Origin of the sequence: Kitasatospora purpeofusca (genome assembly GCF_042691725.1) — a bacterium.
Lineage (GTDB): Bacteria > Actinomycetota > Actinomycetes > Streptomycetales > Streptomycetaceae > Kitasatospora > Kitasatospora purpeofusca_B.
In genome coordinates, this window is the sequence record NZ_CP170483.1 from 8,379,166 (window position 1) to 8,404,414 (window position 25,249).

At 75.3% G+C, this 25,249-nt stretch carries 16 protein-coding genes; 11 read left to right on the forward strand and 5 right to left on the reverse strand.

The annotated features are described in order from the left end of the window. The first annotated feature begins 72 nt into the window (after positions 1–72). Positions 73–657 (forward strand): DUF1772 domain-containing protein, encoded by a 585-nt coding sequence (locus ACFCLZ_RS36160; protein WP_380282141.1) that lies wholly within the window; start codon positions 73–75, stop codon positions 655–657. Positions 658–902: 245 nt separating this feature from the next. Further along, positions 903–1,955: an AraC family transcriptional regulator gene (locus ACFCLZ_RS36165; protein WP_380282142.1), complete on the forward strand. Its 1,053-nt coding sequence runs from the start codon at positions 903–905 to the stop codon at positions 1,953–1,955. Positions 1,956–2,058: 103 nt separating this feature from the next. Here ACFCLZ_RS36165 and ACFCLZ_RS36170 read toward each other — a convergent pair whose 3' ends face one another. The 3 genes from ACFCLZ_RS36170 to ACFCLZ_RS36180 form a co-directional block, all read right to left on the reverse strand. Beyond that, complete coding sequence (locus ACFCLZ_RS36170; protein ID WP_380282143.1) at positions 2,059–2,565, reverse strand: DUF1772 domain-containing protein; 507 nt, start codon at positions 2,563–2,565, stop codon at positions 2,059–2,061. Positions 2,566–2,725: 160 nt separating this feature from the next. Beyond that, entirely contained in the window at positions 2,726–3,406 is a 681-nt protein-coding gene (locus ACFCLZ_RS36175; protein WP_380282144.1) for a histone deacetylase, read from the reverse strand. Between the two features lie 40 nt (positions 3,407–3,446). Continuing rightward, positions 3,447–4,352, reverse strand: coding sequence for an NUDIX hydrolase (locus tag ACFCLZ_RS36180; RefSeq protein WP_380282145.1), 906 nt, complete (start codon positions 4,350–4,352; stop codon positions 3,447–3,449). Between the two features lie 879 nt (positions 4,353–5,231). On the opposite strand from ACFCLZ_RS36180, the gene ACFCLZ_RS36185 reads away from it, so the two are divergent. Further along, positions 5,232–6,164: an LLM class flavin-dependent oxidoreductase gene (locus ACFCLZ_RS36185; RefSeq protein ID WP_380286385.1), complete on the forward strand. Its 933-nt coding sequence runs from the start codon at positions 5,232–5,234 to the stop codon at positions 6,162–6,164. Positions 6,165–6,586: 422 nt separating this feature from the next. Continuing rightward, entirely contained in the window at positions 6,587–8,656 is a 2,070-nt protein-coding gene (gene ligA / locus ACFCLZ_RS36190; RefSeq protein WP_380282146.1) for an NAD-dependent DNA ligase LigA, read from the forward strand. A 144-nt stretch (positions 8,657–8,800) separates the two neighbouring features. Here the strand turns inward: ligA and ACFCLZ_RS36195 are convergent, their stop codons facing one another. Continuing rightward, on the reverse strand, positions 8,801–9,454 hold the full coding sequence (locus ACFCLZ_RS36195; protein WP_380282147.1) for an ankyrin repeat domain-containing protein: 654 nt from the start codon (positions 9,452–9,454) through the stop codon (positions 8,801–8,803). A 502-nt stretch (positions 9,455–9,956) separates the two neighbouring features. Here ACFCLZ_RS36195 and ACFCLZ_RS36200 point away from each other — a divergent pair. From ACFCLZ_RS36200 to pepN, 6 genes are all read left to right on the forward strand, one after another. Continuing rightward, on the forward strand, positions 9,957–11,978 hold the full coding sequence (locus tag ACFCLZ_RS36200) for a trypsin-like serine protease (RefSeq protein ID WP_380282148.1): 2,022 nt from the start codon (positions 9,957–9,959) through the stop codon (positions 11,976–11,978). A gap of 179 nt (positions 11,979–12,157) precedes the next feature. Then, positions 12,158–16,720, forward strand: coding sequence for a polymorphic toxin-type HINT domain-containing protein (locus ACFCLZ_RS36205; protein ID WP_380282149.1), 4,563 nt, complete (start codon positions 12,158–12,160; stop codon positions 16,718–16,720). Positions 16,721–16,734: 14 nt separating this feature from the next. Next, on the forward strand, positions 16,735–17,403 hold the full coding sequence (locus ACFCLZ_RS36210; RefSeq protein WP_380282150.1) for a contact-dependent growth inhibition system immunity protein: 669 nt from the start codon (positions 16,735–16,737) through the stop codon (positions 17,401–17,403). A gap of 347 nt (positions 17,404–17,750) precedes the next feature. After that, on the forward strand, positions 17,751–19,493 hold the full coding sequence (locus tag ACFCLZ_RS36215; RefSeq protein WP_380282151.1) for a serine/threonine-protein kinase: 1,743 nt from the start codon (positions 17,751–17,753) through the stop codon (positions 19,491–19,493). 174 nt (positions 19,494–19,667) lie between these two features. After that, positions 19,668–20,153: a histidine kinase gene (locus tag ACFCLZ_RS36220; RefSeq protein ID WP_380282152.1), complete on the forward strand. Its 486-nt coding sequence runs from the start codon at positions 19,668–19,670 to the stop codon at positions 20,151–20,153. 183 nt (positions 20,154–20,336) lie between these two features. Continuing rightward, the gene (pepN, locus tag ACFCLZ_RS36225; RefSeq protein WP_380282153.1) at positions 20,337–22,826 is read left to right on the forward strand and encodes an aminopeptidase N; all 2,490 of its coding nucleotides are present in this window, start codon (positions 20,337–20,339) and stop codon (positions 22,824–22,826) included. A 90-nt stretch (positions 22,827–22,916) separates the two neighbouring features. Here pepN and ACFCLZ_RS36230 read toward each other — a convergent pair whose 3' ends face one another. Further along, a complete protein-coding gene (locus tag ACFCLZ_RS36230; protein ID WP_380282154.1) occupies positions 22,917–23,969 on the reverse strand; it encodes an ArsR/SmtB family transcription factor in 1,053 nt (350 codons plus the stop codon). An 85-nt stretch (positions 23,970–24,054) separates the two neighbouring features. Here ACFCLZ_RS36230 and ACFCLZ_RS36235 point away from each other — a divergent pair, with 85 nt between their 5' ends. Next, positions 24,055–25,248 (forward strand): MFS transporter, encoded by a 1,194-nt coding sequence (locus tag ACFCLZ_RS36235; protein WP_380282155.1) that lies wholly within the window; start codon positions 24,055–24,057, stop codon positions 25,246–25,248. Position 25,249 lies beyond the last annotated feature (1 nt).

The following is a 25,249-nucleotide window of genomic DNA, read 5'->3' on the forward strand; positions in this document are numbered from 1 at the left end:
CCGCCCCCGGCCCGGGGATCCGCGCGTGATCCCCGGGCCGGCGCCCGCCCCGACACCTCCTGGAGCCCGCTCATGTCCGCCCCTGCCGCCACCGTCCCCGCCACCGCTGTCACCGCTGTCACGGCTGTCACCGCCGCCGCCTCGGCCGCCGCCTCCTCCCGCGCCACCGGCCCGGTGCTCGCCACCGCCGCCACCGCGATGGGCCTGATGTCCGGCCTCTTCTTCGCCTTCGACGTCTCCGTCATGCCCGGCCTCGCCGCCGGCGACGACCGCACCTACGTGACCGCCATGCAGCACATCAACACCGCCATCACCAACCCGGTCTTCGGCGCGGTCTTCGTCGGCGCCCTCGCGGTGCCCGCCGTCGGCACCTGGCTGCTGCACCGCTCCGGCCAGCGCGCCGCCACCCTGTGGACGGCGGTGGCGACCCTGCTCTACCTGGCCGCGCTCGTCCTCACCGGCGCCGTCAACGTCCCGCTCAACGACCGGCTCGCCGCGGCCGGCGACCCCGCCGCCATCACCGACTTCGCCGCCGTCCGGGCCGCCTTCGCGCCGACCTGGACGACCGCCAACATCGCCCGCACCGTGCTCTGCACCGCCGCGCTGGCGGCCCTCACCCGCGCCCTCCTGGTCCACCGCCGCCCCGCTGCCCGCTGATGGTCCACCCGGCGGGCAGCCCACCCGCTGATGGTTCACCCGCTGATCACCCGCCCGATCCCCGGCCGCGTCGACCGGGGCCGGGGAGCAGGGAGCGGTCCTTGGAGGTTCTCGGTCGATGTGCCGCCACCGGTCGCGCGGGGCACCCGGTGCGCGCGACGACCGGGGGAGGCCGAAGTACGCGGGGTCGTCGGCGTCTGCCACGATGGACGCCGATACTTGACGCCTCGCCAGGAAGACCCGCCATGGACACCCTGACCGGGCTGCTCGACGGCCCCAAGGCCCGCGGCGCGTTCGTGCTGCGCTCGATCCTCAGCACGCCGTGGGCGCTGCGGATCGAGGACCGCGCGCCGCTGTCGCTGGCCACCATGCTGGACGGCGAGGCGTGGATCCTGCCCGATGGCGGGCAGCCGGTGCTGGTGCGGCCGGGGGATCTGGCACTGCTGCGCGGGCCGAACGCGTACACCGTCGCGGACGACCCGCGGACCGAGGCGGAGATCACCATCGGCCCCGGCCAGATCTGCTCGAAGGACGGCGTCAGCGTCGCCACCTCGATGGCCCTCGGGGTGCGGACCTGGGGCGAGACCCGGCCGGGGGACGAGCGGCCGTCGGTGATGCTGTCCGGCAGCTACCTGGCCGAGCACGAGATCGGCCGCCGGCTGCTGGCCCACCTGCCGACCCTGCTGGTGCGGCCCGCCGGGGTGAACACCACCGAGGACACCCTGGTCCGGCTGCTCGCCACCGAGGTGGGCCGGGCCGAGCCCGGCCAGGAGGTGGTGCTGGACCGGCTGTTGGACCTGCTGGTGGTCGGGGTGCTGCGCGGCTGGCTGGCCGCCCCGGACACCGATGCCCCGGGCTGGCTGCGGGCCCAGGCCGACGACGCGGTCGGCCCGGCGCTGCGGCTGTTGCACGACGATCCGGCCCGGCCGTGGACGGTGGCGGCGCTCGCCGCCGAGGTCGGGCTCTCCCGGGCCGGGCTGGCCCGGCGGTTCACCGCCCTGGTCGGCGAGCCGCCGATGTCCTACCTGGCGAACTGGCGGCTGGCGGTGGCGGCGGACCTGCTGCGCGACCCGGAGCTCACCATCGCGGCGGTGGCCCGGCGGGTGGGCTACGGCGACGCGTTCGCGCTCAGCACCGCGTTCAAGCGGGTGCGCGGGCTCACCCCGCAGGAACACCGCCGCCTGGCCGCCTCGGCCGGCGGCCCGGAGGCGGGCGAAGCGGTGGCGGGTGGACCGGCGGGCGCGACGGCACAGCCCTCCTCTCCCGGGCCGACCACGGTGGTGCTGGCGGCCGGCTGAACGCGACGGGACGGCCCCGGGGCCGCTCCCAACCGTCCACGCGCGGGCCGCAGTTCAGGCCTCTCGGGCCTCGGTTCGAGCCTCGGAGCGGGCCTTTCGGGCCTCAGCTCGGGCCGATGTCGCAGTGCATCACCAGCGCCCAGCAGAGGAAGCCGAGCGCCGCCGTGGACAGCAGCGCCCGCGCCGCGCTCCACCGCACCCGCCGCGCTCCGTGCGGGTCCCGCGGGTCGCACGGCTCCGCGTACCCCGCCCGGTCCGGCTCGCCGGCCTCCGCCAACGCCTGGCTCAGCGGGAGGTTGACCACCCTGGTCGCCACCAGCGAGCCGGTGTAGCAGACCAGTGCGCCGACCGTCGCGGGCAGCGCCCGGTGCCCGTCGCTCGGCAGGTGCAGCACGACGGCCGCGGCCGTGGACACCAGCGCCCCGGCGAAGCCCAACAGGTACCACCCGTTGAGGACCGCCACGTTGAGCCGCTGCATCACCTGGACGACGGCGAGGTTGTCGGCGGTGCGCAGCCCCGGTGTGACCGAGGCGTAGGTGTAGAAGAGTCCGGACGTCACTCCGGTGGTGACGGTCGCCGCCACCAGCGCGAAGACCCGCATCGCCTCCATGTCGCCCTGCCCCCGTCCTGTCGGCCGGCACCGCTCGATCGAAGCGGCCCGCCTGCCGATCATCCGTCATCGAACGGCCGTCTGCCCACCGAATTGACCGATAGGGCAATGATGATGACGGATGGTCATGGATCGGCGGCCGGAACCCGACCGTGGAGGATCAGCCTCCGGTGCGCCCGGCGAGCGCGGCCAGCAGGGCGTCCGCGGTCCAGTGCCCGGCGGCGCCCGGGCGGGTGCTCAGGTAGGCGGCGGTGCGGCGCGGCGACCAGCCGTGCGCGTCGGCCAGTCCGGCGGCGAGGTTGCGCAGGTAGCGGGCGCGCGGGGCGTTCAGCTCGGCCTCGGCCAGCGTCCACGGGGCGGTGAAGCTCAGCACGGGGACGCCGTCCAGTGTGCCGGGGCAGACCAGGGTCTGGTACCGGCCCGGCCCCTGCGGGTCGCGTCCGGTCCGCAGCACGGTGGCCAGGTCGAGGTCGGTGCCCGCCACGCCGCCCATCTCCTGGGCCGCGATGTCGCTGAACTGCCCGGCGGTCAGCAGGTACGCGCGGGCGGGCGCGGTGCCGCGCCGGCGGGGGTCGTAGAAGGCCATGCCGCCGCCCCAGGTCCGCGACTCCAGGGCGAAGTAGAGCAGCCCGGGCAGGCGCACCGGCACCGAACGCTCCGGCGGCCGGGTGTCGCGGCAGCCGGGGTAGTCCCGTTCGCCCTCGGGGGGCCGCCCGCCGCGCAGGTAGCAGGCGAGCCGGTCGGCGTGCATGTTCGAGCCGTAGGCCGCGTACCAGACCAGGGGCGGCGCGGCCGGCCCGCGGTCCGGCGGTGGGCTGACCAGCGGTCGGATCTCCTCCACGGCCGGTGACGCTACCCGACCGGCCCGTCCGTCGCCGCCCCTACGGCCCCGGCGGGTAGGCGCCGGTCGCGGTCCGGCCGGACGCGCGGGCCGCGAGCGCCTGCCGCGCCGCGTACCCCCGGGCCGGACCGGCCGCGGCGTCCAGCTCCTCGCCCGGCCGGAGCCAGGCCCAGTCGGTGATCTCCCCGTCCGGGCAGCCGAGCCGGACCACGGCCGGGTCGGCGGTGCCGAAGTCGTGGAAGAACTGCACGATCGGGTGGTCCGCGCCGGGCGCCGGATGCTGCCAGACCACCGCGAGCAGCGGCCCTGGCGGCCGGTCGAGCCCGGTCTCCTCCCGCAGCTCGCGGGCCGCCCCGGTCGGCGAGTCCTCGTGGGTGTCGAGCACACCGCCCGGGAAGTTCCACCGCCCGGCGTCCGGCCGCCGGTCCGGCTCCCGGACCCGCGACTTCACCATCAGCAGCCGCCCGTCCGGCGCGGTCACCACGGCGGCCGTGCACAGCCACGCGCGCGGTGTGGTGGCCAGCCACTGGGGGCGCGGCAGGTGCGGGCGGGCCGGGGCGTGCGTCCGCAGGAAGCGGACGGTGGCGGGGGAGACGCCGGGCAGGTTGTCCGTGAAGAACCAGGCGTGTGTGGTGTGCCGGGGGAGGACAAGCCGGTCCAGCGCGCCGGGGGCGTGCGCCGACAGCGCGAACACGTGCCACCGCGCCGGCTCCGCTCCGTCCTCCGCTCCTTCCTCGAACACCCCGGCCGGTCGCATCGTGTCGGCGGCCACCCCGCACACCTCGGCCAGCGCGCGGACGGCCGCCGCCTCCGGGACCTCGGCCGGGCGGACGGCGGCGGACGGCAGCTCCCAGCGGCCGTCCGGACGGCGCAGCAGCAGCACCCGGCCGAGCACATCGGTGACGAGCACGGCGGCGAGCGGCGAGGGGCGGGACGAACGGTCCACCTGGGGGCCTCCTTCGACGAGGGGAACGACGGGGCACAGGCACGGGCACGGGCACGTGCGGATCGCGGCCGAGCCGGGCCCGCATGTCGTCGCGGAAGGTGGCGCGCCACTCCTCGTCCAGCGGTCCGCCGTCCAGCACCGCGACCCGCAGCCGCACCAGCTCGTCCGCGTCCCCCGGCCCGGCCGACCGCACCCCGCCACCCGCCGCGTCCTCACCCACCCAGCGCCACCTCCGCCCGTCCCGCACCGCCTCGCCGCGCTGCGGGCCCCTACCCGCCCCCACCCCCTCCGCAACCCCCACCCCCGCTCCGCGCTCCCCGCCGACCACCCCGAACCAAGGCCGCCGCCACCGCAAGGAGGGATCCGGCTTCGTCGCCGACCTGCTGGCCACCGGACCTGACCATCAGCTACCGGGCTGACCCACCCGCACTCAAGCCTGAAGGCAGCCCCAGCCTCAGCGTTCGACCCTGGAGGAATCCCGGTCGGACCCCACAACCTCTTCGCCAAACCGCACCACCGATTCACCAAGATCATCCCACTGCCCCTTGTGGGCTCACTCTGGCTGGACCCCATCAGCGAACGGGGAGAGCAGCGCAGGGTCGGCTTCGGGCCGATTCTCCGTGAACACCCGATGCCGTCCCACCCGCGCCCCTAGGCTGCCGGGCAACTGCTCCCGAAACTCCACCACCGCGTGACCCCTCCGGCGACGGGCCCGAGGAGGACGCCGTCCGCGGCCGTTTCCAGCGGCTCACCGAGGCTCTGCTCACCGATGTCCGGGAAGGCCGGCTGCGGCCCGGCGGCGACACCGGGCAGCCCCGGCCGTTGCCCGCTCACACCCAGGAGGACACTGTGCACGGAGCCGACCTCGCACTGGGCGTCATGCTCACCCGCGACCTCCCCACCCACCAGGTCCTGCCGTTCGCCCGACAGGCAGAAGACCTCGGCTTCGACGAACTGTGGGTCGTGGAAGACCTCGCCTTCCGCGGCGGCGTCGCCCAGGCAGCGGCCGTTCTCGCCGCGACCTCCCGCATCCGCGTCGGCATCGGCATCCTTCCCGCGGGGGCCCGCAACCCGGTCTTCGCGGCGATGGAGATCGCCACCCTCGCTCAGCTCTTCCCCGGCCGCATCGACGTCGGAATCGGACACGGCATGCCCCCATGGATGCGCGCCGCAGGCGCGTGGCCATCCAGCCCCCTGACCCTGCTCGGGGAGTACATCGCCGCCCTGCGCGCCCTGCTCCGCGGCGAGCGACTCGAAACCGAGGGCCGCTATATATCTCTGAGCGGCGTGCAACTCGATCCCAGCGCCCTGCCAGAGGTGGTTCCCGACATCCTCGCCGGTGTACGGGGCCCCCGCTCCCTGGCCGTGTCCGGGGCTGTCGCGGACGGAACCATCCTCGCCGAACCCGCCACCCCGCCCTACATCCGCACAGCCCTCGACCACATCGCCGCCACCCGGCCCCACCGTGTCGTCGCCTACAACCCCGCCTCAATCCACGCCGACCCCGCCACAGCCCTGGATGCAGTCCGCCCCCGACTGGAGTGGGTCGGCGAACCCGACGCCCACGCTCACACTGCGCCCCTGCCCTTCGCCGCCGACCTCGCCGCCCTGCGCGCCCGGTGCACCGACCGTCAGGAGTTCACCCGCCGGATCCCTGACACCTGGGTGTCCCAACTCGCCATCGCCGGCACCCCCGAACAAGCACGCGCCCGCCTCGGTGAACTCCACACCGCAGGCGCCACCAGCGCCATCCTGGTCCCCGACCCCGGCAACCCGCCCACGGCCCTGGCCCACCTCGCCCAGCTGATCTGACACGACCCGCAACTGGTCGCCCCGGCCGTCCAGCCGACGCCATGCCACACAGACCAGCGGCCCGGAACTGCCGGCTGACCGTCCGTTCCCCGTGAACAGCAGACCGCCGCCCCGCTGCAGTGCCGCAGTCGGTGGTTTCCGGGGGTCGTTGCAACACGTGGTTGGTTGTTCGGGCCGCGATGAGTCCATGCAGGCGCTCGGCTGGGGTTTCCCGGCCGAGCGTTTTGCGTGGGCGGCCGTTGGGTTCGGTGGCGACGGCGGCGAGGTGCTCCGGGCCCTGGACGGACAGGTCGGTGCCGCCCCTGGCAGCGCGGCTCCAACGAGAACACCAACGGCCTGCTGCGGCAGTACTTCCCCGAGGATCCGGGCGGACCAGTCCCTTTGAGGACGGCGCTGTCGGTGCCGCCCGGCATGATGCCCGCATGATCGACGACACCGCCGCCGCCCTGTCCTCCCCGGCCGACTACGCCGACGCCGTCGAACGGGCGGTGCGGGCCGCTGCCGCCTACTACGGCGACGGATCGACCCCGTTGGGGGACGACGAGTACGACGCCCTGCTGCGGGCCATCACCGCCTACGAGGACGCCCACCCCGACCAGGTGCGGAGCGACTCCCCGTCCGGCAAGGTCGCCGGCGGCGCGGTCCGGGGGGACGTTCCCCACAGCGTGCCGATGCTGTCGCTGGACAACGTCTTCTCCGCCGAGGAACTCGCGAAGTGGTTCGGCGGGCTGGAGCGGAACCTGGGCCGCGAGGTGAGCGCCTGGTGCGTGGAGCCCAAGCTCGACGGCATGGCGGTGGCCGCCCGCTACCGCGCCGGACGCCTGCACCAGGTCCTCACCCGCGGCGACGGCCTGGCCGGCGAGGACATCAGCCACGCCGCCGACGCCGTCCGGGGCCTGCCCGCCGCGCTCACCGAACCCGTCGACGTCGAACTGCGCGGCGAGGTCCTGCTCACCCACGACCAGTTCGAGCAGGCCAACCGCCTGCGCGCCGAGCACGGCGCGACACCGTTCGCCCACCCCCGCAGCGGCGCGGCGGGCACCCTGCGCGCCAAGGACCGCCCCTACCGCGTCGAACTGACGTTCTTCGCCTACGGCGCCCTCGGCCTGGACGACGACCTCGACCACAGCGCCCTGCTGGAACGGCTCGCCGCCCTCGGGGCGAACACCGCCGCCACCACCCCCGCCCACCCGCGGCGCTGCGCCACCCCGGACGAGGTCCAGCGGCGCGTCGAGGAGATCGCCGCGCTGCGCGCCGTCCTGCCGTTCGGGATCGACGGCGTGGTCGTCAAGGCCGACTCCGCCGCCGACCGGCGGGACGCCGGGTCCGGGTCGCGTGCCCCGCGGTGGGCCGTCGCCCGCAAGCTCGCCGCCGAACACAAGGTCACCCGGCTGGTCGACGTCGAGTGGAACGTCGGCCGCACCGGCATCATCGCCCCGCGCGCCGTCCTCGAGCCCGTCGAGATCGACGGCGTCACCATCACCTACGCCACCCTCCACAACCCCGCCGACATCACCCGGCGCGACCTGCGGATCGGCGACCAGGTCTTCGTCTACCGGGCCGGCGACGTCATCCCCCGGGTCGAGGCGCCGCTCGCCGACCGGCGCACCGGCGACGAGCGGCCCATCGCCTTCCCCGAGGTCTGCCCCCGCTGCGGCGACGCCATCGACACCGGCGAGCAGCGCTGGCGCTGCACCCGTGGCCGCAACTGCCAGGCCGTCGCCTCCGTCGTCTACGCGGCCGGCCGCGACCAGCTCGACATCGAGGGGCTGGGCCGCACCCGCGCCGTCCAGCTCGTCGAATCGGGACTGGTCGCCGACATCGCCGACCTGTTCACCCTCACCCGCGACCAGCTCCTCGCCCTGGAGCGGATGGGCGCCACCAGCAGCGACAACCTCCTCGCCGCGATCGGGGCCGCCCGCAGCCGGCCCCTGGGCCGGGTGTTCTGCGCGCTCGGCGTGCGCGGCACCGGGCGCACCATGTCCCGCCGCATCGCCGCGCACTTCGGCTCCATGGCCGCCGTGCGCGCCGCCGACGCCGAGACGCTGGCCGCCGTGGACGGCATCGGCACGGAGAAGGCCCGCGTCATCGTCGCCGAACTCGCCGGACTCGCGTCCCTCCTCGACAAGCTCGCCGCCCAGGACGTCGGCACCGCCGTCACCGAACCCCTGGCGCCGGCCGCCGCGGAGAACGCCGTCGCCGACGCGGACGCCCAGGACACGCAGCAGCCGACCGCGGGCGCGCCGCTCGCGGGCGAGGCCGTCGTCGTCACCGGCGCCATGACCGGCCCGCTCGCCGCCCTCTCCCGCAACGAGATGAACGAGCTCATCGAGCGGGCGGGCGGCAAGGCCTCCTCCTCGGTGTCCACCCGCACCACCCTGCTGGTGGCCGGGGAGAAGGCCGGCTCGAAGCGGGCGAAGGCCGAGACGCTCGGAATCCCGATCCTCACTCCGGACCAGTTCGCCGACCGCGTCGCCGCCCACCTGCCGTAGCGCCACGGTGTGCTTCCCGGGTCGCGGCCGGGCGGGACGGCCGGCCGCAACCCGGGACGACGACGACCGGCTGACCACCTCGCACGAGCCGCGCACTGTGCTGTTCCGCTACGAGCACGCGGCCCGCGGCCCTGCCCGGTGCCACTACCAGCCGGACTCGACCAGCGCGCAGCCGTCCGGGGTGATGTGGTGGGTGCGGCCGGAGTAACCGACGATCCGGCAGTGGCTCTGGACCGCCAGATGCCACCCGCTCTGCCCCTCCTCCAACCGGATGGTGAAGCCTCCGTACATGCCGGGCACCGTGAACCCAAGGGCGGGGTCGGACAGTTCGGTCAGGACGCTGACCTGCGGAAGCACCAGGGCCGCCGTGACGCCGAAGCTCTCGGTCCGGACCCGGATCAGGGCGTGCAGGAAGTGCTGCATCGCCCGCAGGTCCACCTCCCGCACCGGGTGCAGCGGTGCCGGCTCCAGCAGCGGCAGCAGCGTCTCGCGTCCGAGGCGGGTGGCGAGGTCGACGGGGCGCTCACCGTCCGCGGAGCGCAGAGTGCGCCAGGCGCCGGCTTCCAGCAGTCGTTCGACCACCTCGATCGGGGCGTCGTGCCAGGCGGCCTGGTGCAGCGGCGCCCAGCCGCTGCGGCCTCCCACGCGCCGGGCGTTGACCAGGCTCGCCCACTTCTCCACGGCGGCCAGCACACCGGTCCAGTCGCCCCGGTGCGCGGCATCGGACAGCCGGTCACGCTCCGCCTGGTGTTCTTCGTGGTAGAGGCCGCGTTCCCCCGCACCGTCCCACTCGGCCATGCCTTTCCCCCTTCGTTGCGCTGCCGCGCATCGTAGTCGCCGCGCCTCCGGCGGGCGCGGGCGAGGGGGCCTGGGTCCGGCCGGGGCGGCTCCACCGTGCGGGGCGCGAGGCCGCGGGGGCCGCCGCCATCGGTCTCGGGGGCCGCGAGAACACGTCGATGTTCGCGCAGGTGTTCAGCCGGATGGGGCCGGTGGCGGCCGTCGTCGTCTTCGGGGGCGGGTGGGGCGGGAGGGGTGTGTGGTGCTCCGTCGCCGACGGCGTTCGGCGCGCCGTCGTCCCGTATTCATGGGTGGTTTCCGTAGGCGTCGGGATCTCCTTCCGATACGCGCGTCGTTCTCCCCTTCCCGGGGTCGAATTCCCCTCGAAACTATGACCGCATGACAGTCATCCTGTTTGACGGCGAAACATCGCGGCTCCTACCGTCCGCCCAGGTTCCTCTTCATCAGTCGGCGGCTCGGGGGCGGCTCGACGTCTCCCGGGAGGCCCCTTTCGGGAGTTCTGATGCATACCGTCCGAAGACTCTCGCCGCTCATCGGCGCGGCCCTCGCGATACCCCTACTGGCCACCGGCCTCGTCACCGCGGCGGCACCGGCCTCCGCCGCGGGCACCGGTGCCCCGGCCCTCGTGGAGAACTACGTCCACCCGGGCGCCGCGAGCATCCTCGCGGACCGGCACATCACCGTCAGATCGGGTGACGGGCACATCCAGCTCGTCGACTGCGCGTCCGGTTCGAACCTGCTGCGCCTGTACAGCCGGGCCGCGGAGCCGAGTGAGACGTGTTTCAGGATCACCGGACCGACCGGAAACCTCCAACTCGAGATCCCCAAGGTCTACTCCATCAAGGGCGACGCCGACCACTCGGTCTCCGCCACCTTCACCACCGATGGCAACCCGGTGTACGTCGGGGTGCCCAAGAACACCTGGACGCCGGTCGGCGAGGGGAACCCCGGCGGCAGCAGCACCACCCTGCTGGAGCTCAACGCCTGGGCCGGACCGGCCGCCCCCGCCGAACCGGAGTGGGCCGCCGCCGCCAGGATCACGGTCGGTCAGCCCGGCTTCGGCGCGCGGTCGTGCAGCGGCAGCCTCGTCGACCCGTCCTGGGTCCTCACCTCCGCCAGCTGCTTCGCCGGGGCGACCGCACCGGTGAGCCGGACCCGCGTCAGCACGTACCGGTACAACGTCGCCGTGGACCAGCTCGTCCCGCACGGCGAGCGCGACCTCATGATGGTCCGGCTCGCAACCCCGATCACGGGCGCCGGCCTCCTCCAGGTGGGGACGGCCGCGCCGACGGCCGGCCAGCTCGTGGACTACGTCGGGATGGGGCGCACCGCGACCGAGTGGGTCCCGTTCAAGTCCCACGAGAGCGTGCACAGGATCGGCACCATCGGCGGTACCACCGTCGACACCGTCCCCGCGGTCGGCGCCGCCCCCGTCTGCCTGGGCGACACGGGCGCCCCGGTCGTGCGCGACAACGACGACTCCTACGAGCTCTTCGCCGTCGCGACCGGCTCGTGGCAGGCCGGCTGCGTCGGCGTCCCCGCGAGCGAGACCCGCACCGGTGCGACCGCCACCCGCGTCGACGACGTGGCCGGCTGGGTGCAGCAGGTCCGGGCGACCACACCGGGCTGGAAGCTCCATACCCTGCTCAGGGCCGGCAACGGCCTGTTCCACGCCACCCGGCTGAGCAACGAATCCTGGACACCGTACGAGGACGTCCAGGCCCAGGCCGGCGACATCGGCGGCATCCGGACCATGGGCACTGCCGAGGTCCACGGCGACACCCACATCGTCGCTCTCGGCGGGGACGGCCGCCTCCACCACGCCATCCACCGCCTCGACGGCAGCTGGAGCGCCTTCAGCGACGTCAACCGGGACGCCGGGAACCTCACCGGAGTCACCCAGATCGCCGTCGCCGCCCTCGGTGACGACCTCCAGGTCGTCGTCCTGGCCGGGGGAGTCCTGCATCAGAGTCTCCGCTACACCGAGGGGGGCGGATGGTGGGCCGGCTTCGACGCCGTCTTCCCCCGTACGGGTGCCCTCAGCGGCGTCACCGCCGTCGCTGTCGCCGTCGCCGGAACCACCACCTACGTCGCCGTCAGCGCCGGTGGCCACGTCTACCAGACCAGCCTCGCCCAGAACGGCACCTGGGGAACGTGGATCCCGGTCGAGGCCCAGGCCGGGAGCCCCGGCCGTGTCACCGCCCTCGCCGTGGCGCCGCAGGACGACGGCCTGAACCTCGCCGTCGTCACCGACACGGGCGCCCCGTTCACCACCATCCGTTCCCCCAACGGCACCTGGCAGCCGTTCCGGCCCCTGGACGGCGGGTTCGGCCAGGCCCGCGCCACCTCGATCAGCGCCGCCACCGTCAAAGGCCAGACCTACGTGGCCATCACCACCACCGACAACCGGGTCCTGTTCACCGTCCGCTATGCCGGCGGCACCTGGCGGAGCTACGCCGAGCCCGTGGACCTGACCGGCCTTCCCGGTGACCACACGGGCACCGCCATCGCGGGCAGCCTGTAGCACCTGGCCCGGCCGGACTCCCCGGATCACCGCAGTTTCGCACCACACCTGTCCACACCCGCACACACCAGTGCACACCCGCACCACATCAGTGCACACCCGCGCCCACCGCCACCGGCCCGCCGGTGGCGGTGGGGCGGCACCTCGGTGCCCGACAACAGAACAGGACGGCGAATGCGATGAGGGTGTCATCGATCCCCCGGGCCCGGAGGCCGCGCTCGGCGGCCGGCCTGGTCATCGGCGGCCTGCTGACCGGGCTGCTCGCGGTCCCGGCCGCGGCGGCGGACGCCACGCCCGCGACCGGGCCGGACCCGGACCGGGTGCGGACGGTCGCCGCCTGGCTGTCCGGCGGACCGGCCGTACGGCAGGCGGCCGAGAGCGCGCTGACCGGCGCCGCCGCCGACCCGGCGAGATTCCTGGCCACCGGTCAGGCCGCCGCCTCCGAGCAGGACCTGCGGGCGAAGATCGAGGAACTCGTCGCGACCGCCGGCCCGGGCGTGCGCGAAGCGGGCACGGTCGCGCTGAAGGGCTCTGCGGCCGACCTGCAGAAGTTCCTCACCACGGCTGCCCAGAAGGCCTTCGAGGACGACCAGCGGGTGGAGCTGGTGAACCTCCTGGCGGACGGCGGGCCCGCCGTCCGGGAAGCCGCCGGCAAGGCGCTCGACGGCACGATCGAGGACGTCAACACCTTCCTGTCCGAGGGGCAGTTCAAGGCGCGGGACGACGACGACCGGATCCGTCTCGCGCAGCTGATGGCCACCGGCGGCCCCGAGGTGAAGCGGGCCGCGGGAGCCGCGCTCGACGGCGGCATGGAGGACGTCCAGCAGTTCCTCCAGTACGGCTACCAGACGGCCGCCGCCCACGACCAGGAGACCCTGACGGTCGCCCAGCTCGCGGACCTCACCAGGAACGCCTCCGCCCAGGCGGGACAGCGGGCCCGCACCGCCAGGGAAGCCGCAGGACGCGCCCTCGACGCCACCGCCCTCGCCAAGGCCGCCGCCGAACGGGCCGCGGCCGAGACCAGGCAGGCCCAGGGCCAGGCCGGTGCCGCCTCCAACGCGGCCGCGCGCGCCGCCGACGCCGCCGGCCGGGCCGCCACCGCCGCCCGGACCGCGGCCTCCGCCGCCAAGGCCGCCAACGAGGCCGCCCGCCAGGCCGTGGCCGCCGCGGCCGCCGCCGCCTCGGCCGCGACGAAGGCCGGCGACGCCGCCTCCCGCGCCCGGGCCGCGGCCGCCGCGGCGGCGGGGGACGCGGACAAGGCCGACCTCGCCCGCGCCGCGGCCGCCACCGCCCGCGACGCCGCCGTCAACGCCCGCACCGCCGCCGAGGCGAGCCAGTGGGCCGGCCTCGCCGCCTCGCAGGCCGGAGCCGCCGCCCAGTCCGCCGCTTCGGCGGGCACCAACGCGGCCGTCGCCGCCTCGGCGGCCGCCGAGGCGGCCGGCTACTCGGGCGTGGCGGACGCCGCTGCCTACCGGGCTCGGCAGGCCGCGGCCCGCGCCAGGAGCGCCGCCGCGGAGGCCCAGCGCGCCGCCAACGCGGCCGTCAGGATCGCCGGAGAGGCCGCCTCGGCCGCCGCCGAGGCGCAGCGCGCCGCCAACGCCGCCGCCGCCCACGCCGAAGCGGCGGCAGCGGCGGCCGAGGAAGCGGCGGCGCACGCGGGCGACGCGTCCAGGTGGGCGACCACCGCCCAGACCGCGGCCACGGCGGCGGGGGCCGCCGCCGACTCCGCGGCGAACTCCGCCGCGCAGGCCCACAGGATCGCCGACATCGCCCGCGCCGCCGACCAGGAGCGCCTCGACGCCCAGCAGGCCACCGAGACGGCCGCCGCCGAGGAGGCCGCCCGCGCGGCCGACCTCACGGCCAGGACCGCCGCGTGGGAGGCGGGCAAGGCCACCCGGCTCGCCGCCGACACCGAACAGCTCGTCAAGGACGCCACCGCGCCCGGCGTCGACCCCGAGGTCGCCGTCCGCAAGGGCCGCCAGGCCGCCCTGCGCCTCCTCGACGCCGGCGGCCCGTGGACCAGGGCCGCCGCCCAGGGCGCCCTGGAAGGCGACGCCGCCGCCGTCCGCGGCTTCCTCGGCACCGGTCTGACGGTCGCCCGTGACCGCGACGACCGCACCAGCGTGATGGCCATCGCCCAGAGCCCCGGCAAGCCGGAGAAGCGTCTCGCGGCGCAGACCGCCTCCGTCGGCACGCCGGAGGAGGTGCGTTCCTTCCTCGCCACCGGCCAGTACCCCGGCAAGGACGACGACGACCGGGTGCTGCTGTCGCAGATCATGGCGACGGGCGGCCCGGGTGTGAAGGAGGCCGCCGGGAAGGCCCTGGACGGCACCGTCGCCGACGTCCGGGCGTTCCTGGCGGTCGGTCAGTACCGGGCGCGGGAGGACGACAACCGCGTCCTGGTCACCCAGGCCCTGACCACCGGCGGGCCCGAGGTCAGGGCAGCCGCCCAGGCCGTGCTGTCCGGTCCGGCCGACCGGCTCGAACCCTTCCTGCAGAGCGGCCGGCTCAAGGCGCAGGAGCGCGACGCGGCGACCGCCACCCATGTGGCCACCGTCCAGTCGTACCTCGCCACCATCGACGGCCAGGTCGCCGTCGCCCGCCGGTACGCGCTGGAGGCGTCCCAGTCCTACGCCACCGCACGCGGCGCCGCCGACGAGGCGGCGAACTACGCCAGCCAGGCGCGCACCAGCGCCGACCAGGCCGCCGACTGGGCCGCGAAGGCCGCCCAGTCCGCCCAGGCGGCCCAGACCTCCGCCGCCCAGGCCGCCGCCTACGCCCGGCAGGCCCAGGCCTCGGCGGCCGCCGCCACCGAGGCGGCCGGCCGCGCCGGCGCCTCCGCGGCCATCGCCACCGACCACGCCGCCCAGGCCCACCAGTACGCGGCGGACGCCAAGGGCGCCGCCGACCGGGCGCACGCCTCGGCCGTCGCCGCGCAGAAGAGTGCGGACGAGGCGCAGCAGGCCGCGGCCGAGGCCCAGGTGGCCGTCTGGCGCAAACAACAGGAGGAGGCCACCGCTGCCCAGGTCGCGGCCGAGACGACCGGGAACGAGGGCAGCGACGGCACCGGCGCCGACGGCGACGGCCGGGCGTACTACGTCGAGCGGGTGCCGCGGGACGACCTGAGACCGAGCAATGTCAAACAGGACATGGGCAAGTGCATCACCGACGACCCGGCGGAGCTGTACGGCGCACTCAAGTCCCTCTTCGGCGGCAACCACACCTGGTACGAGAACGCCGCCGGAAAGACGGTCTGCAAGGTCAAGGTGACCGCCAAGGTCTCCGGGACGGTCGACTACTTCCTGCGCACCTGCCCCGAACCCGGCCTCACCACCGAGGCCTGCAAGGGCACGTACCCGGTCTGGGAATCCGTGCTGCTCGGCACCGAGCAGCTGAACGGGGTCCCGTACGAGACCTCGGTCGAGATGACGTACACGGACTACAAGCGCGACCACGACCCCCGGGTGCTCGCGGGCCGGCTCCTGTGGAACATGCTCACCGGCGACTTCGTCAAGTGCTTCAACAACCCCGGCTTCAACAGGGCCTGCGGCTTCGCGCTGGCGACCGTCCTGCCCGTCGGCACCCTCGCCAAGGCCGCCAAGGGCGCCGTCGCCTACCGGTTCGCCATGATCTCGGGCATCGGTGTCGACGAGGCCAAACTCGCCCTCCGGGCGACCCTCGACGGCTACAGCCAGACGATCCTCAACGGTCTCAACGCCGTGGCCGACAACGTCGCCAGGTTCCGGCTCACCCTGTCGAGCGGCGTGGGCACCGAGGAAGCACTGATCGTTCTCCGCAACAGCCCCGGCGTCGACCGCGCCCTGGTGGCCGAGCTCGAGACCGAAGCGCTGGTGACCCAGCGTGCCCGCACGTCCTGCCGGAACAACAGTTTCCCTGCCACGGCCCAGGTGCTCCTCGCCGACGGATCGCACCGGGCGATCAGCGAAGTCCGGGTCGGAGACCGGGTCCTCGCGACCGACCCCGCGACCGGGAACGCGCAGTCGCAGGCCGTCACCGCCACCTTCGCCCATGACACCGAACAGCTCGTGGACGTCCGCCTCACCGACGGCAGCACCATCTCCACCACGCCCGGGCACAACCTCTACGTCGACGGAGTCGGCTGGACCCTCGCCGCACGGATCACGGCCGGGGACCGCCTGCGTTCGGCCGACGGATCCCCGCAGACCGTCACCGGCGTCGAGAACCGCGGCGGCCTCGCCCCCCGGCCCGTCCACGACCTCACCGTCGACGGGATCCACACCTTCTACGTCCGCACCGACGGCGGCGCGGGCCGGGACGTCCTCGTCCACAACTGCCTCGACATCATCGCCGACGAAGGCACCGACGGAGCCCACACCCTCAAGGACCACGTGGGTCTGTCCCCCCAGGACATCGAGGCGAAGATTGGGAGGGACGGGATCGCCACCGTGTGGAAGGACGAAGCGACGGCCGCGACGTCCGTGGCGGCCGCGTACAAGGGATGGATCGAACGGAGTCCGCAGAATGGAAGGACCCTGTCGAACTGGATCGCGAAGCAGTCGAAGAAGACCAGCTTCGACCCGAGGTTCGACCTCTTCACCATCAAGTGGGAGCTCAGGGACCAGGGATCCCTCGGAACCGCCTACACCAGAGTCGGCGAAACGATCCAAGGTGTCCCCCTCGGCAATACGGTGACGATTCAGCTGAGGTTCTCTCGCAGGCATCCGGAGAAGTTCGTCGTCTACACGTCCCACCCGCTCTAGGAACGGCCGTCACCGTGATTCCACGCCAGGACTTCGACGAGGACTTCGGGCTCACCGGCCTGACCAAGTACCTCGCGATGCACCTCGACCTCCGTGACGAGCCCGGATGCCTGGAGCTGGCCACGGCACTCCTCGAACACCAGGGCAACCCCGCGTACGCGGAAGAGGTTCTCGACGACGTCGAGCGTCTCACCCGGTCCCCGTTGACGGATGACGCGCTCTCCGCGCTCTGGCTGGCCGCCTGCAACGCACGCTTCGACCCGGCACGCTCAGGACTCCGCATGCGCGTCTGGCTGGACCGGCTCGCGGAGACCTGCACCGCCCACCTCCGCCGGAACGACCCGTCGTTCGAACCCGCCCGCTCCCGGCCGGCCGACCACCCGGACCTCCGGGAAGCGGTACTGGCGGAACTGCGGGGCGTGGCACCCGCGCTGGCCGAGAAGGCCGTCGGCAGCCTCTGCGTACCGCCCCTGCCGCAGCTGGTGCCGTCGCTGGAGGCCGCGGTGACCGCGCTGGGACCCGACCTCGGGTTCCGGCTCGTCCTGCGCGCCATGAAGGTCTACTTCGTCCGGATCGGACCGGCCCGGCTGGCCCGGCTCGAGGGGATCGGCCGTCTCCTCGGCTACCACGACCGGGTGGTCGAGGACGGCAACCTCAACATCCGGTCGGACCTCGAGGACTGACCGGCACGCGCCATCAGCGGGGCCGGTGTGCACGCACCGGCCCCGCTGATGTCGCCCGGACAAGGGACGGCACGGCCTTCACTCCCCGAGCCGCCCCGCCACGAGCACGGGCCGTTCCGCGAGGGCGGCGTCGAGGGCGACGGCGAGGTTCGGGACCGGGCTGCTCGCCGAGCCCGGGAGGGTGGCACCCGCCCCCGCATGTCGCAGGGCGTGTCTGACGATTCCCGCCGCGACCCCAACTCCCGTGCGGACGGGGCGCCGATGGGTCGTCGACGGGGAGCCCGCGGAGCACCCGGCGGCCCGGGCGGCCGCCGCGGTTGTCCATGGCGGCCCCTACGATGTGCGGCATGAACACTGGGGGGCCGGAGACACGGCTCATCGACAACCGCTTCGAACTGCTGGAACGCCTCGGCGGCGGAGGCATGGGCCTGGTCTGGCGTGCCCGCGACACCATGCTGCACCGCGAGGTCGCCCTCAAGGAGGTCCGCCCACCGGACCCGGCGATGGCCGCGGCCGACCCCACCGCCGCCGACGAGCTGCGCGAGCGCGTGCTGCGCGAGGCCCGCGCGCTCGCCCGTCTCCAGCACCCGAACGTCGCGGTGATCCACCACATCGTCGACACCCCCGACCACCCCCACCCGTGGCTGGTCATGGAGCTGGTCACCGGCGGCAGCCTCGCGGACCGGATCGCCCGCGGCCCGCTCACCGTCCCCGAGGCCGCCCGGATCGGCCGCGGCGTGCTCGCCGCGCTGCTCGCGGCGCACGCGGCCGGCATCCAGCACCGCGACGTCAAGCCCGGCAACGTGCTGCTGCGCGCCGACGGCACCCCCGTCCTCACCGACTTCGGCATCGCCGCGATGCAGGACGCCACCGCGCTCACCGCCACCGGCGCGCTGATCGGCTCGCCCGAGTACATCGCGCCGGAGCGGATCCGCGGCGAGGAGGGCAACCCGTCCTCCGACCTGTGGTCGCTCGGCATGCTGCTGTACGTCGCCGTCGAGGGCCACCACCCGCTGCGCCGCGCCACCTCGCTGGCCACGCTCGCGGCCGTGCTCGACGAGCCCCTGCCGCCGCCGACCCGCTGCGGGCCGCTGGGGCCGGTGCTGACCGCGCTGCTGGCCCGTGACCCGGCTGTGCGGCCGCCCGCCGCGCAGCTCGACCAGGCGCTCGCGGCGGCCGAGGCGGGCGGTGCGGCAGGGGGCGCGGGGTACCCGCCCGCCGGGCCGTACCCGGGCGCGTACGCCGAGGCCTCCTCGGGCTCCTTCGCCGGCGCGTCGGGCACGACGGACCTCCCCGGGCCCGGGGGCGGGCCCGTCGACGACACCGGGACCCGGTACCTCGGTCCGACCGGTCCCGCCGCGACGGCCCCGCCGCCTCCGGCCCGCCGCCGCACCGGCGCCACGGTCACCCTCGCCGTCGCCGGGGTCGCCCTGGCGAGCGTGCTCGCCTGGACGCTGCGCCCGGACGGGACCGGCGAAGCGGCCGAGCCGGGCGCCGCCCCGAGCGGATCGTCGGCCTCCGCCGGCTCGACCGGCTCCCCGGCGACCCCGGGCACGGCCGCGTCCACCGGCCCGCCCGCCGCGCCGACCACCGCACCGCCCGCCGCCGGCACCGCCTCCGCCACGCCGACCGCCAAGCCGCCGGTGAGCACCTCCAAGGACCTGCTGACCCCGGACGGCGTGCGCACCGTCGTCGCGGCGATCACCGCGCAGAGCGGCGGCACGAAGGTCAAGGAGCTCAACGTCTACCCGACCCACGCGAGCGCCCAGGTGCCCACCGCCGACGGCCGCAACTACGACTGGTACGACTACCGGGACGGCAAGGTCGTCAAGCGCACCGGCTCGTCCATGGGCAAGGCCAAGCCGGTGGACCTCGCGCAGTACGACTGGGACGCCATCCCCGCCCTGCTGAAGAAGGCCGACGACACCCTCAACGTGAAGGACCCGACCAGCCGGTACCTCATCATCGACACCTTCCCGGGCGGCGACGTGGCGACCATCCGGGTCTACCTCTCCGACGACTACCACAACGGCGGCTACCTGGTGGCGGACACCAAGGGGAACCTGCGCAAGACCAACCCCGCCGACTGAGCCGGTCGGCGGCGGGCCCGGCCACGGACGGGGCACCAGCGCAGGGCGGGCGGCCCGTTCCGGGCCCAAGCTGGACTGGTCCCGTGGCGCGCCGCCGCGCCACGGGGCCGACCGAACGAACGCCGACCGGCCGAACACCGACCGAGCGAACGCCGAGTGAGGAGCCGTCGCGAGATGAGCGAGAACCACCACGTCCTGCTGCTCGACTTCACCGACCGCGCCGCCTGCCGGGCCGCCTTCGACGAGGCCGTGCACCTGCCCGGCCTGCACCAGTCCGCGATCGTCGAGCGCCTGACCGACGGCACCCTGGACTTCCCGGCCAGCCAGGTGCGCGGAGCGGGCGCGCCGACCGTGGGCGGGGGCGTGGTCGGCGGCCTCGCCGGGCTGCTCGGCGGCCCGATCGGCGCCCTGCTGGGCTGGGCGGCCGGGACGGTGATCGGCAACGCCGCCGAGTCCTGGCGCGACCACGAGGGCGGCGCCGCGCTGATCGTGCTGAGCGAGGAGGTGGACGAGGGCCACTGCGTGCTGGTGCTCGACCTCGCCGAGGCCTCGCCGGAACCCGCCGACGACCTGGCCGCCCGCCACGGCGTCACCCTCCGCCGCCTCCCGGCCGCCGAGCTGGCCGAGCGCGTCAAGGCGGCCCGCCGCGCGGCCGAGTAGCGGAGGTCCGACCCGGGCCGCAGGCCCCTGCGGCCCAGCGGCGCGGTCGCGGAGGCCGGGAACATCGGCAGCGCCGCCGGTCCGGTCAGGACGCCGTGCGCGCCCTGGTCGCCGCTACCCGCCGGCGCGCCCGGAGCCGAAAAGCGGGTGCCGCCCGCCGTCGGATGGAGCAGCATGACCCGCATGGCCGACACCTCCGTACTCACCCGCGCCGAGGCCGTCGAGCGCCACCGGCTGCTCGACGTCCGCACCGTCCACCTCGACCTCGACCTGACCCGCGGCGGGGAGGTGTTCGGCTCCACCACGGTGATCCGCTTCGGCTGCACCGCCCCGGGCGCCGGGACGTACGTGGACGTCAAACCGTCCGGGCTCCACCGGGTGGTGCTGAACGGCCGCGAACTGGACGTCGCCGCGCTGCGGGCCGGACGCTTCCCGCTGACCGGCCTGGCGGCCGACAACGAACTCACCGTCGAGGCCGAGATGGCCTACTCGCACACCGGTGAGGGCATGCACCGCTTCACCGACCCCGCCGACGGCGAGGACTACGTCTACACCCAGTCCTTCCTCGACGACGGCCCGCGGGTGTTCGCCTCCTTCGACCAGCCCGACCTCAAGGCGCGCTACACGGTGTCCGTCACCGCGCCGCAGCGGTGGACCGTGGTCGGCAACGGCGTGGGCCGCCAGGTCTCGCCCGGCCGCTGGGAGTTCGCGCCCACCCCGGCGATCAGCAGCTACCTGGTCGCGGTGGTGGCCGGTCCGCTGCACTCGGTGCGCGCCGAGCACGACGGCATCCCGCTCGGCCTGCACTGCCGCCGCTCGCTCGCCGCCCACCTGGACGCCGACGCCGCCGAACTGCTGGAGATCACCCGGCAGGCCTTCGACCACTACCACCGGATCTTCCGGCACCGCTACGCCTTCGACAGCTACGACCAGTGCTTCGTGCCGGAGTTCAACGCCGGCGCGATGGAGAACCCGGGCTGCGTCACACTGCGCGACGACTTCGTCTTCCGTTCCGCCGTGACCGACACCGAACGCGAGGAGCGCGCGATGGTGGTGGTGCACGAGATGGCGCACATGTGGTTCGGCGACCTGGTCACCATGAAGTGGTGGGACGACCTGTGGCTCAACGAGTCCTTCGCCGAGTACATGGCCTACAGCGTCACTGCCGCCTCCACCCGGTTCACCGGCGCCTGGACCGGCTTCGCCGCCGACCGCAAGACCTGGGGCTACGACGCCGACCAACGCCCCTCCACCCACCCGGTGGCACCCGCCACGGTGGAGGACACCGCCCAGGCGCTGCAGAACTTCGACGGCATCTCCTACGCCAAGGGCGCCGCCGCGCTGCGCCAGCTGGTCGCCTGGCTCGGTGAGGAGGCCTTCCTGGCCGGAGTCAACGACCACTTCGACGCGTACGCCTTCGGCAACGCCACCCTCGACGACCTGCTCCGGGCGCTGGCGGCGGCCGGCGGCCGCGACGTGCACGGCTGGGCCGACCGCTGGCTGCGCACCACCGGCGTGGACACCCTGCGGGTGACCGACGGCCGGATCGAGCACACCTCGGCCGACGGCGTCCTGCGCCCGCACCGGCTGACCGCGGGCCACTACCGGCGCACCGCCGGGGGTGGCCTGGAGCTGGCCGAGCGGGTGCCGCTCGACCTGCCGGCCGACCGCACCGCGGCGCGGCCGGCCGGTGCCGAGCTGACGCTGCCCAACGACACCGACCTCGGCTTCGTCAAGATCCGGCTCGACCCCGGCTCCTGGCGGACCGTGCGGTCCTCGCTCGGCGCCGTGCCCGAGGAACTGGCCCGGGCGGTGCTCTGGACCGCCGCCCGGGACCAGGTGCTGGACGGGGAGCTGGCGCCGGGCGAGTACCTGGAGCTGGTCGCCGCCCATCTGCCCGGCGAGAGCTCGGTGCACCTGGTGGACGCGGTGCTCTCCTTCGCCCGCGGGTTCGTGGTGGACCGCGCCGTGCCGCCGGCCGGGCGTCCGGCGGCGCTGGCCGTACTGGCGCGGGTCTGCCGGACCCTGCTGCGGCGCACCGAGGGCGGGCCGGACCGCACCGGCCTGCGCCTGGTGGCCGTGCGCGGCGTGATCGGCGCCGCCGCCGACGCGTCCCAGACCGCCGAGCTGCGCGAGTGGCTGGCGGCCGGTACGGTGCCCGGCGGGCCGGTGCTCGACCCGGCCCTGCGCTGGCAGTCGCTGCTGCGGCTGTGCGTGCTCGGCGCGGCGGGTGAGCCGGAGATCGCCGCCGAGCTCGCCGCCGACCCCAGCGACACCAGCGAGGAGGGCGCCGCCCGCTGCCGCGCCGCGCTGCCCGACCCGGCGGCCAAGGAGGCCGCCTGGCAGGCGCTGTTCCACGGCGACCTCTCCAACTACCTGGCCGCCGCCACCGCCGACGGCCTGTGGCAGCCCGAGCAGGCCGAGCTGCTCGACGGGCTGACCGTGCGCTACTTCGAGGAGCTGGGCCCGGCCGCCGGCCGCCGCGGCCCCGCACTGGCCCGGGTGCTCACCAGGGCGGGCTTCCCCGCCTTCGCCGCCACCGAACGGACGGTGCGGGCGGCCGAGGCCGCTCTGGGCGACCCGGACCTCACCGCGGCGACCCGGCGCGGACTGGTGGACCAGCTGGACACGCTGCGCCGGGCGGTCCGGGCGCGGGCGCTGGCCGAGCGGTAGCGCCCTGCGGGCGATGGGCGATGGGCGATGGGCGATGGGCGGCGGGTGGCGGGTGGCGGGCAGCGGGCGATGGGCGGCGGGGCGACCGGTTCAGTGTCGCCCGGCCGCCTCCGTCCCCGCGTCCAGCAGGACCTGGCCCGCCGGGGTGCGGTGGTACAGCACCGAGCGGCCCGCCCGGCGGCGCAGCGCGAGCCCGGACTCGCGCAGGATCCGCAGATGGCGGCCCACCGAGCCGAGCGGCAGCCCGGTCAGGGCCACCAGCTGACTGGTGGTCTTCGGCGAGTCCAGCAGGGAGAGCAGCGCGGCCCGGCCCGGCCCCAGCAGAGCGGCCAGCGCCTGCGGCACCGGACGCCGCCCCTCCTCGGCGAGCACGCCCGAGCAGGGGTAGACCACCGCGTAGCGGCGGCCCGGCGCCGCGCGCCGCCGCCCGTCGACCGGCGGAACGTCCCAGCACAGCCAGCTCTGCTGCGGGGTCACCGGCACGAACAGCAGCTGCACACCGGTGAGGTCCATCGGCTCCGGCCCGCCGTCCCGGTGCCCGGTCCCCAGACGGTCGCCGCCCAGCCAGCGCATCCCGGGGCGTAGGTCGCTCAGCGCGTCCGCCCAGCCGCCCGCGCCGAGCCGCGCGGTGCGCGCCAGCACGTCCGCCTCGATGATCCGCCGGCGCCGCGGCCAGTCCGGCTCGACGGTCTCCGTCCACACCCGGGCCAGCAGGTCGGCGGCGCGCTCCGCCAGGTCGTCGCGGTCCAGCGGTGGCGGCAGCGCGGTGCCCAGGGTCTCGGCCAGATCGGCCCGGGCGACGGCGGGCGGCGTCGCCCGGACCTCCGCCAGCTCCCGGGCGAACAGCTCCCCGTCCGCCACCCGCCGGCCGTCCGCGCGGTGCTCCTCGGCGCCCGGCGTCGGGGTGAGGAAGGTCGCGTTCCACCGCGGGCCCAGCGCGGCGCGGACCAGCGCGGCGGTGAGCGGGTCGGCGGCCAGCCGCGCCCGGTAGCGGGGGAGTGCGGCCTCCAGCCACCGCCGCTCGCCCGGGTGGGCGCCGCCGCCCCGGTGCAGGGTCTTCAGCGCGGCGACCGTCTCGGCCAGCGGGGAGAGCGCGAACCGGCTCCCCGCGAGGGTGTCCGCGTCCAGCCGCCACCAGCCCATCGTCCTCGGCCCTCGCTCCCGTTCAGGTTTCGCCGCCCGGCGAAAACCTAACGCCGTGCCGATCGCGCCGGAAAGACTCCGCCGCATGCGCACCCACCGCACCTACCGGGAGCTGTTCCGCGACCGCGAGTTCACCGCCCTGTTCCTGTACTCCGCCACGCAGACGGCCGCCCAGACGGTGGCCGGGTTGGCGCTGGGCGTGCTGGTGTTCCGGCGGACCGACTCGCCGCTGCTCGCCTCGCTCGCCATGTTCGGCCCGGCGCTCGCCCAGCTGGTCGGGGCGGTCACCGTGCTCTCGGCCGCCGACCGGCTCCCGCCGCGCGCCGCCCTGACCGGGCTCGGCCTGCTGCTCGCCCTCGGCACCGGCGTCCAGGCGCTGCCCGGACTCCCGGTGGTGACGCTGATCCCGGTCCTGCTCGTGCTCGGGGTGGCCGGCGCGGCGGGCGGCGGCGCGCGCTACGGGCTGCTCCACGACCTGCTCCGCCGGGACGGCTACCTGCTGGGGCGCTCCGCCCTCAACCTGGCGGCGGGCCCGGTCCAGATCGGCGGGTTCGCCGTCGGCGGCGCGCTGGTCGCCGCCCTCGCGCCGTCCGGTGCGCTGCTCACGGCCGCCGCCCTGCACCTGCTGTCCGCCGGCACGGCCCGCGCCGGGCTGCGACGCCGCCCGGCCAGGTCCGGCGGACGGCCCTCCGTCACCGGCACCTGGCGGGCCGACGCGCGCCTCTGGTCGTCCGCGCCGCGCCGGTACGTGTACCTGGCGCTGTGGGTGCCCAACGGCCTGATCGTGGGCGTCGAGGCGCTCTACGTCCCCTACCGCCCGGACGCCGCCGGCCTGTTGTTCGCCGTCGGGGCGCTCGGCATGCTGGTCGGGGACGTGCTCGCCGGGCGGCTGCTGCCGGCCCGGTGGCGGGAACGGCTGGCCGTCCCGCTCTGCGCGCTGCTCGCCGCGCCGTACCTGGGCTTCGCGCTGGAGCCCGCGCTGCCCCTCGCGGCGGCGCTGGTGGCGCCGGCCACCGTCGGGTACGGGGCGGGCCTGCTGCTGCAGGAACGGTTGGTGGCGCTGACCCCGCCCGAGCTGAGCGGGCAGGCGCTCGGCCTGCACGGCTCCGGCATGCTCGCCTGCCAGGGCGTCGGCGCGGCGGCGGCGGGCGCGCTCGCCGAGGCCACCTCGGCCGCCACCGCCATGGCGGGGACCGCCGCCGCCTCGCTGGCCGTCACCGCGCTGCTCACGCCGGGCCTGCTGCGCGGCGACGGGCGGGCACCGCGCGCGGGGGAGTGAC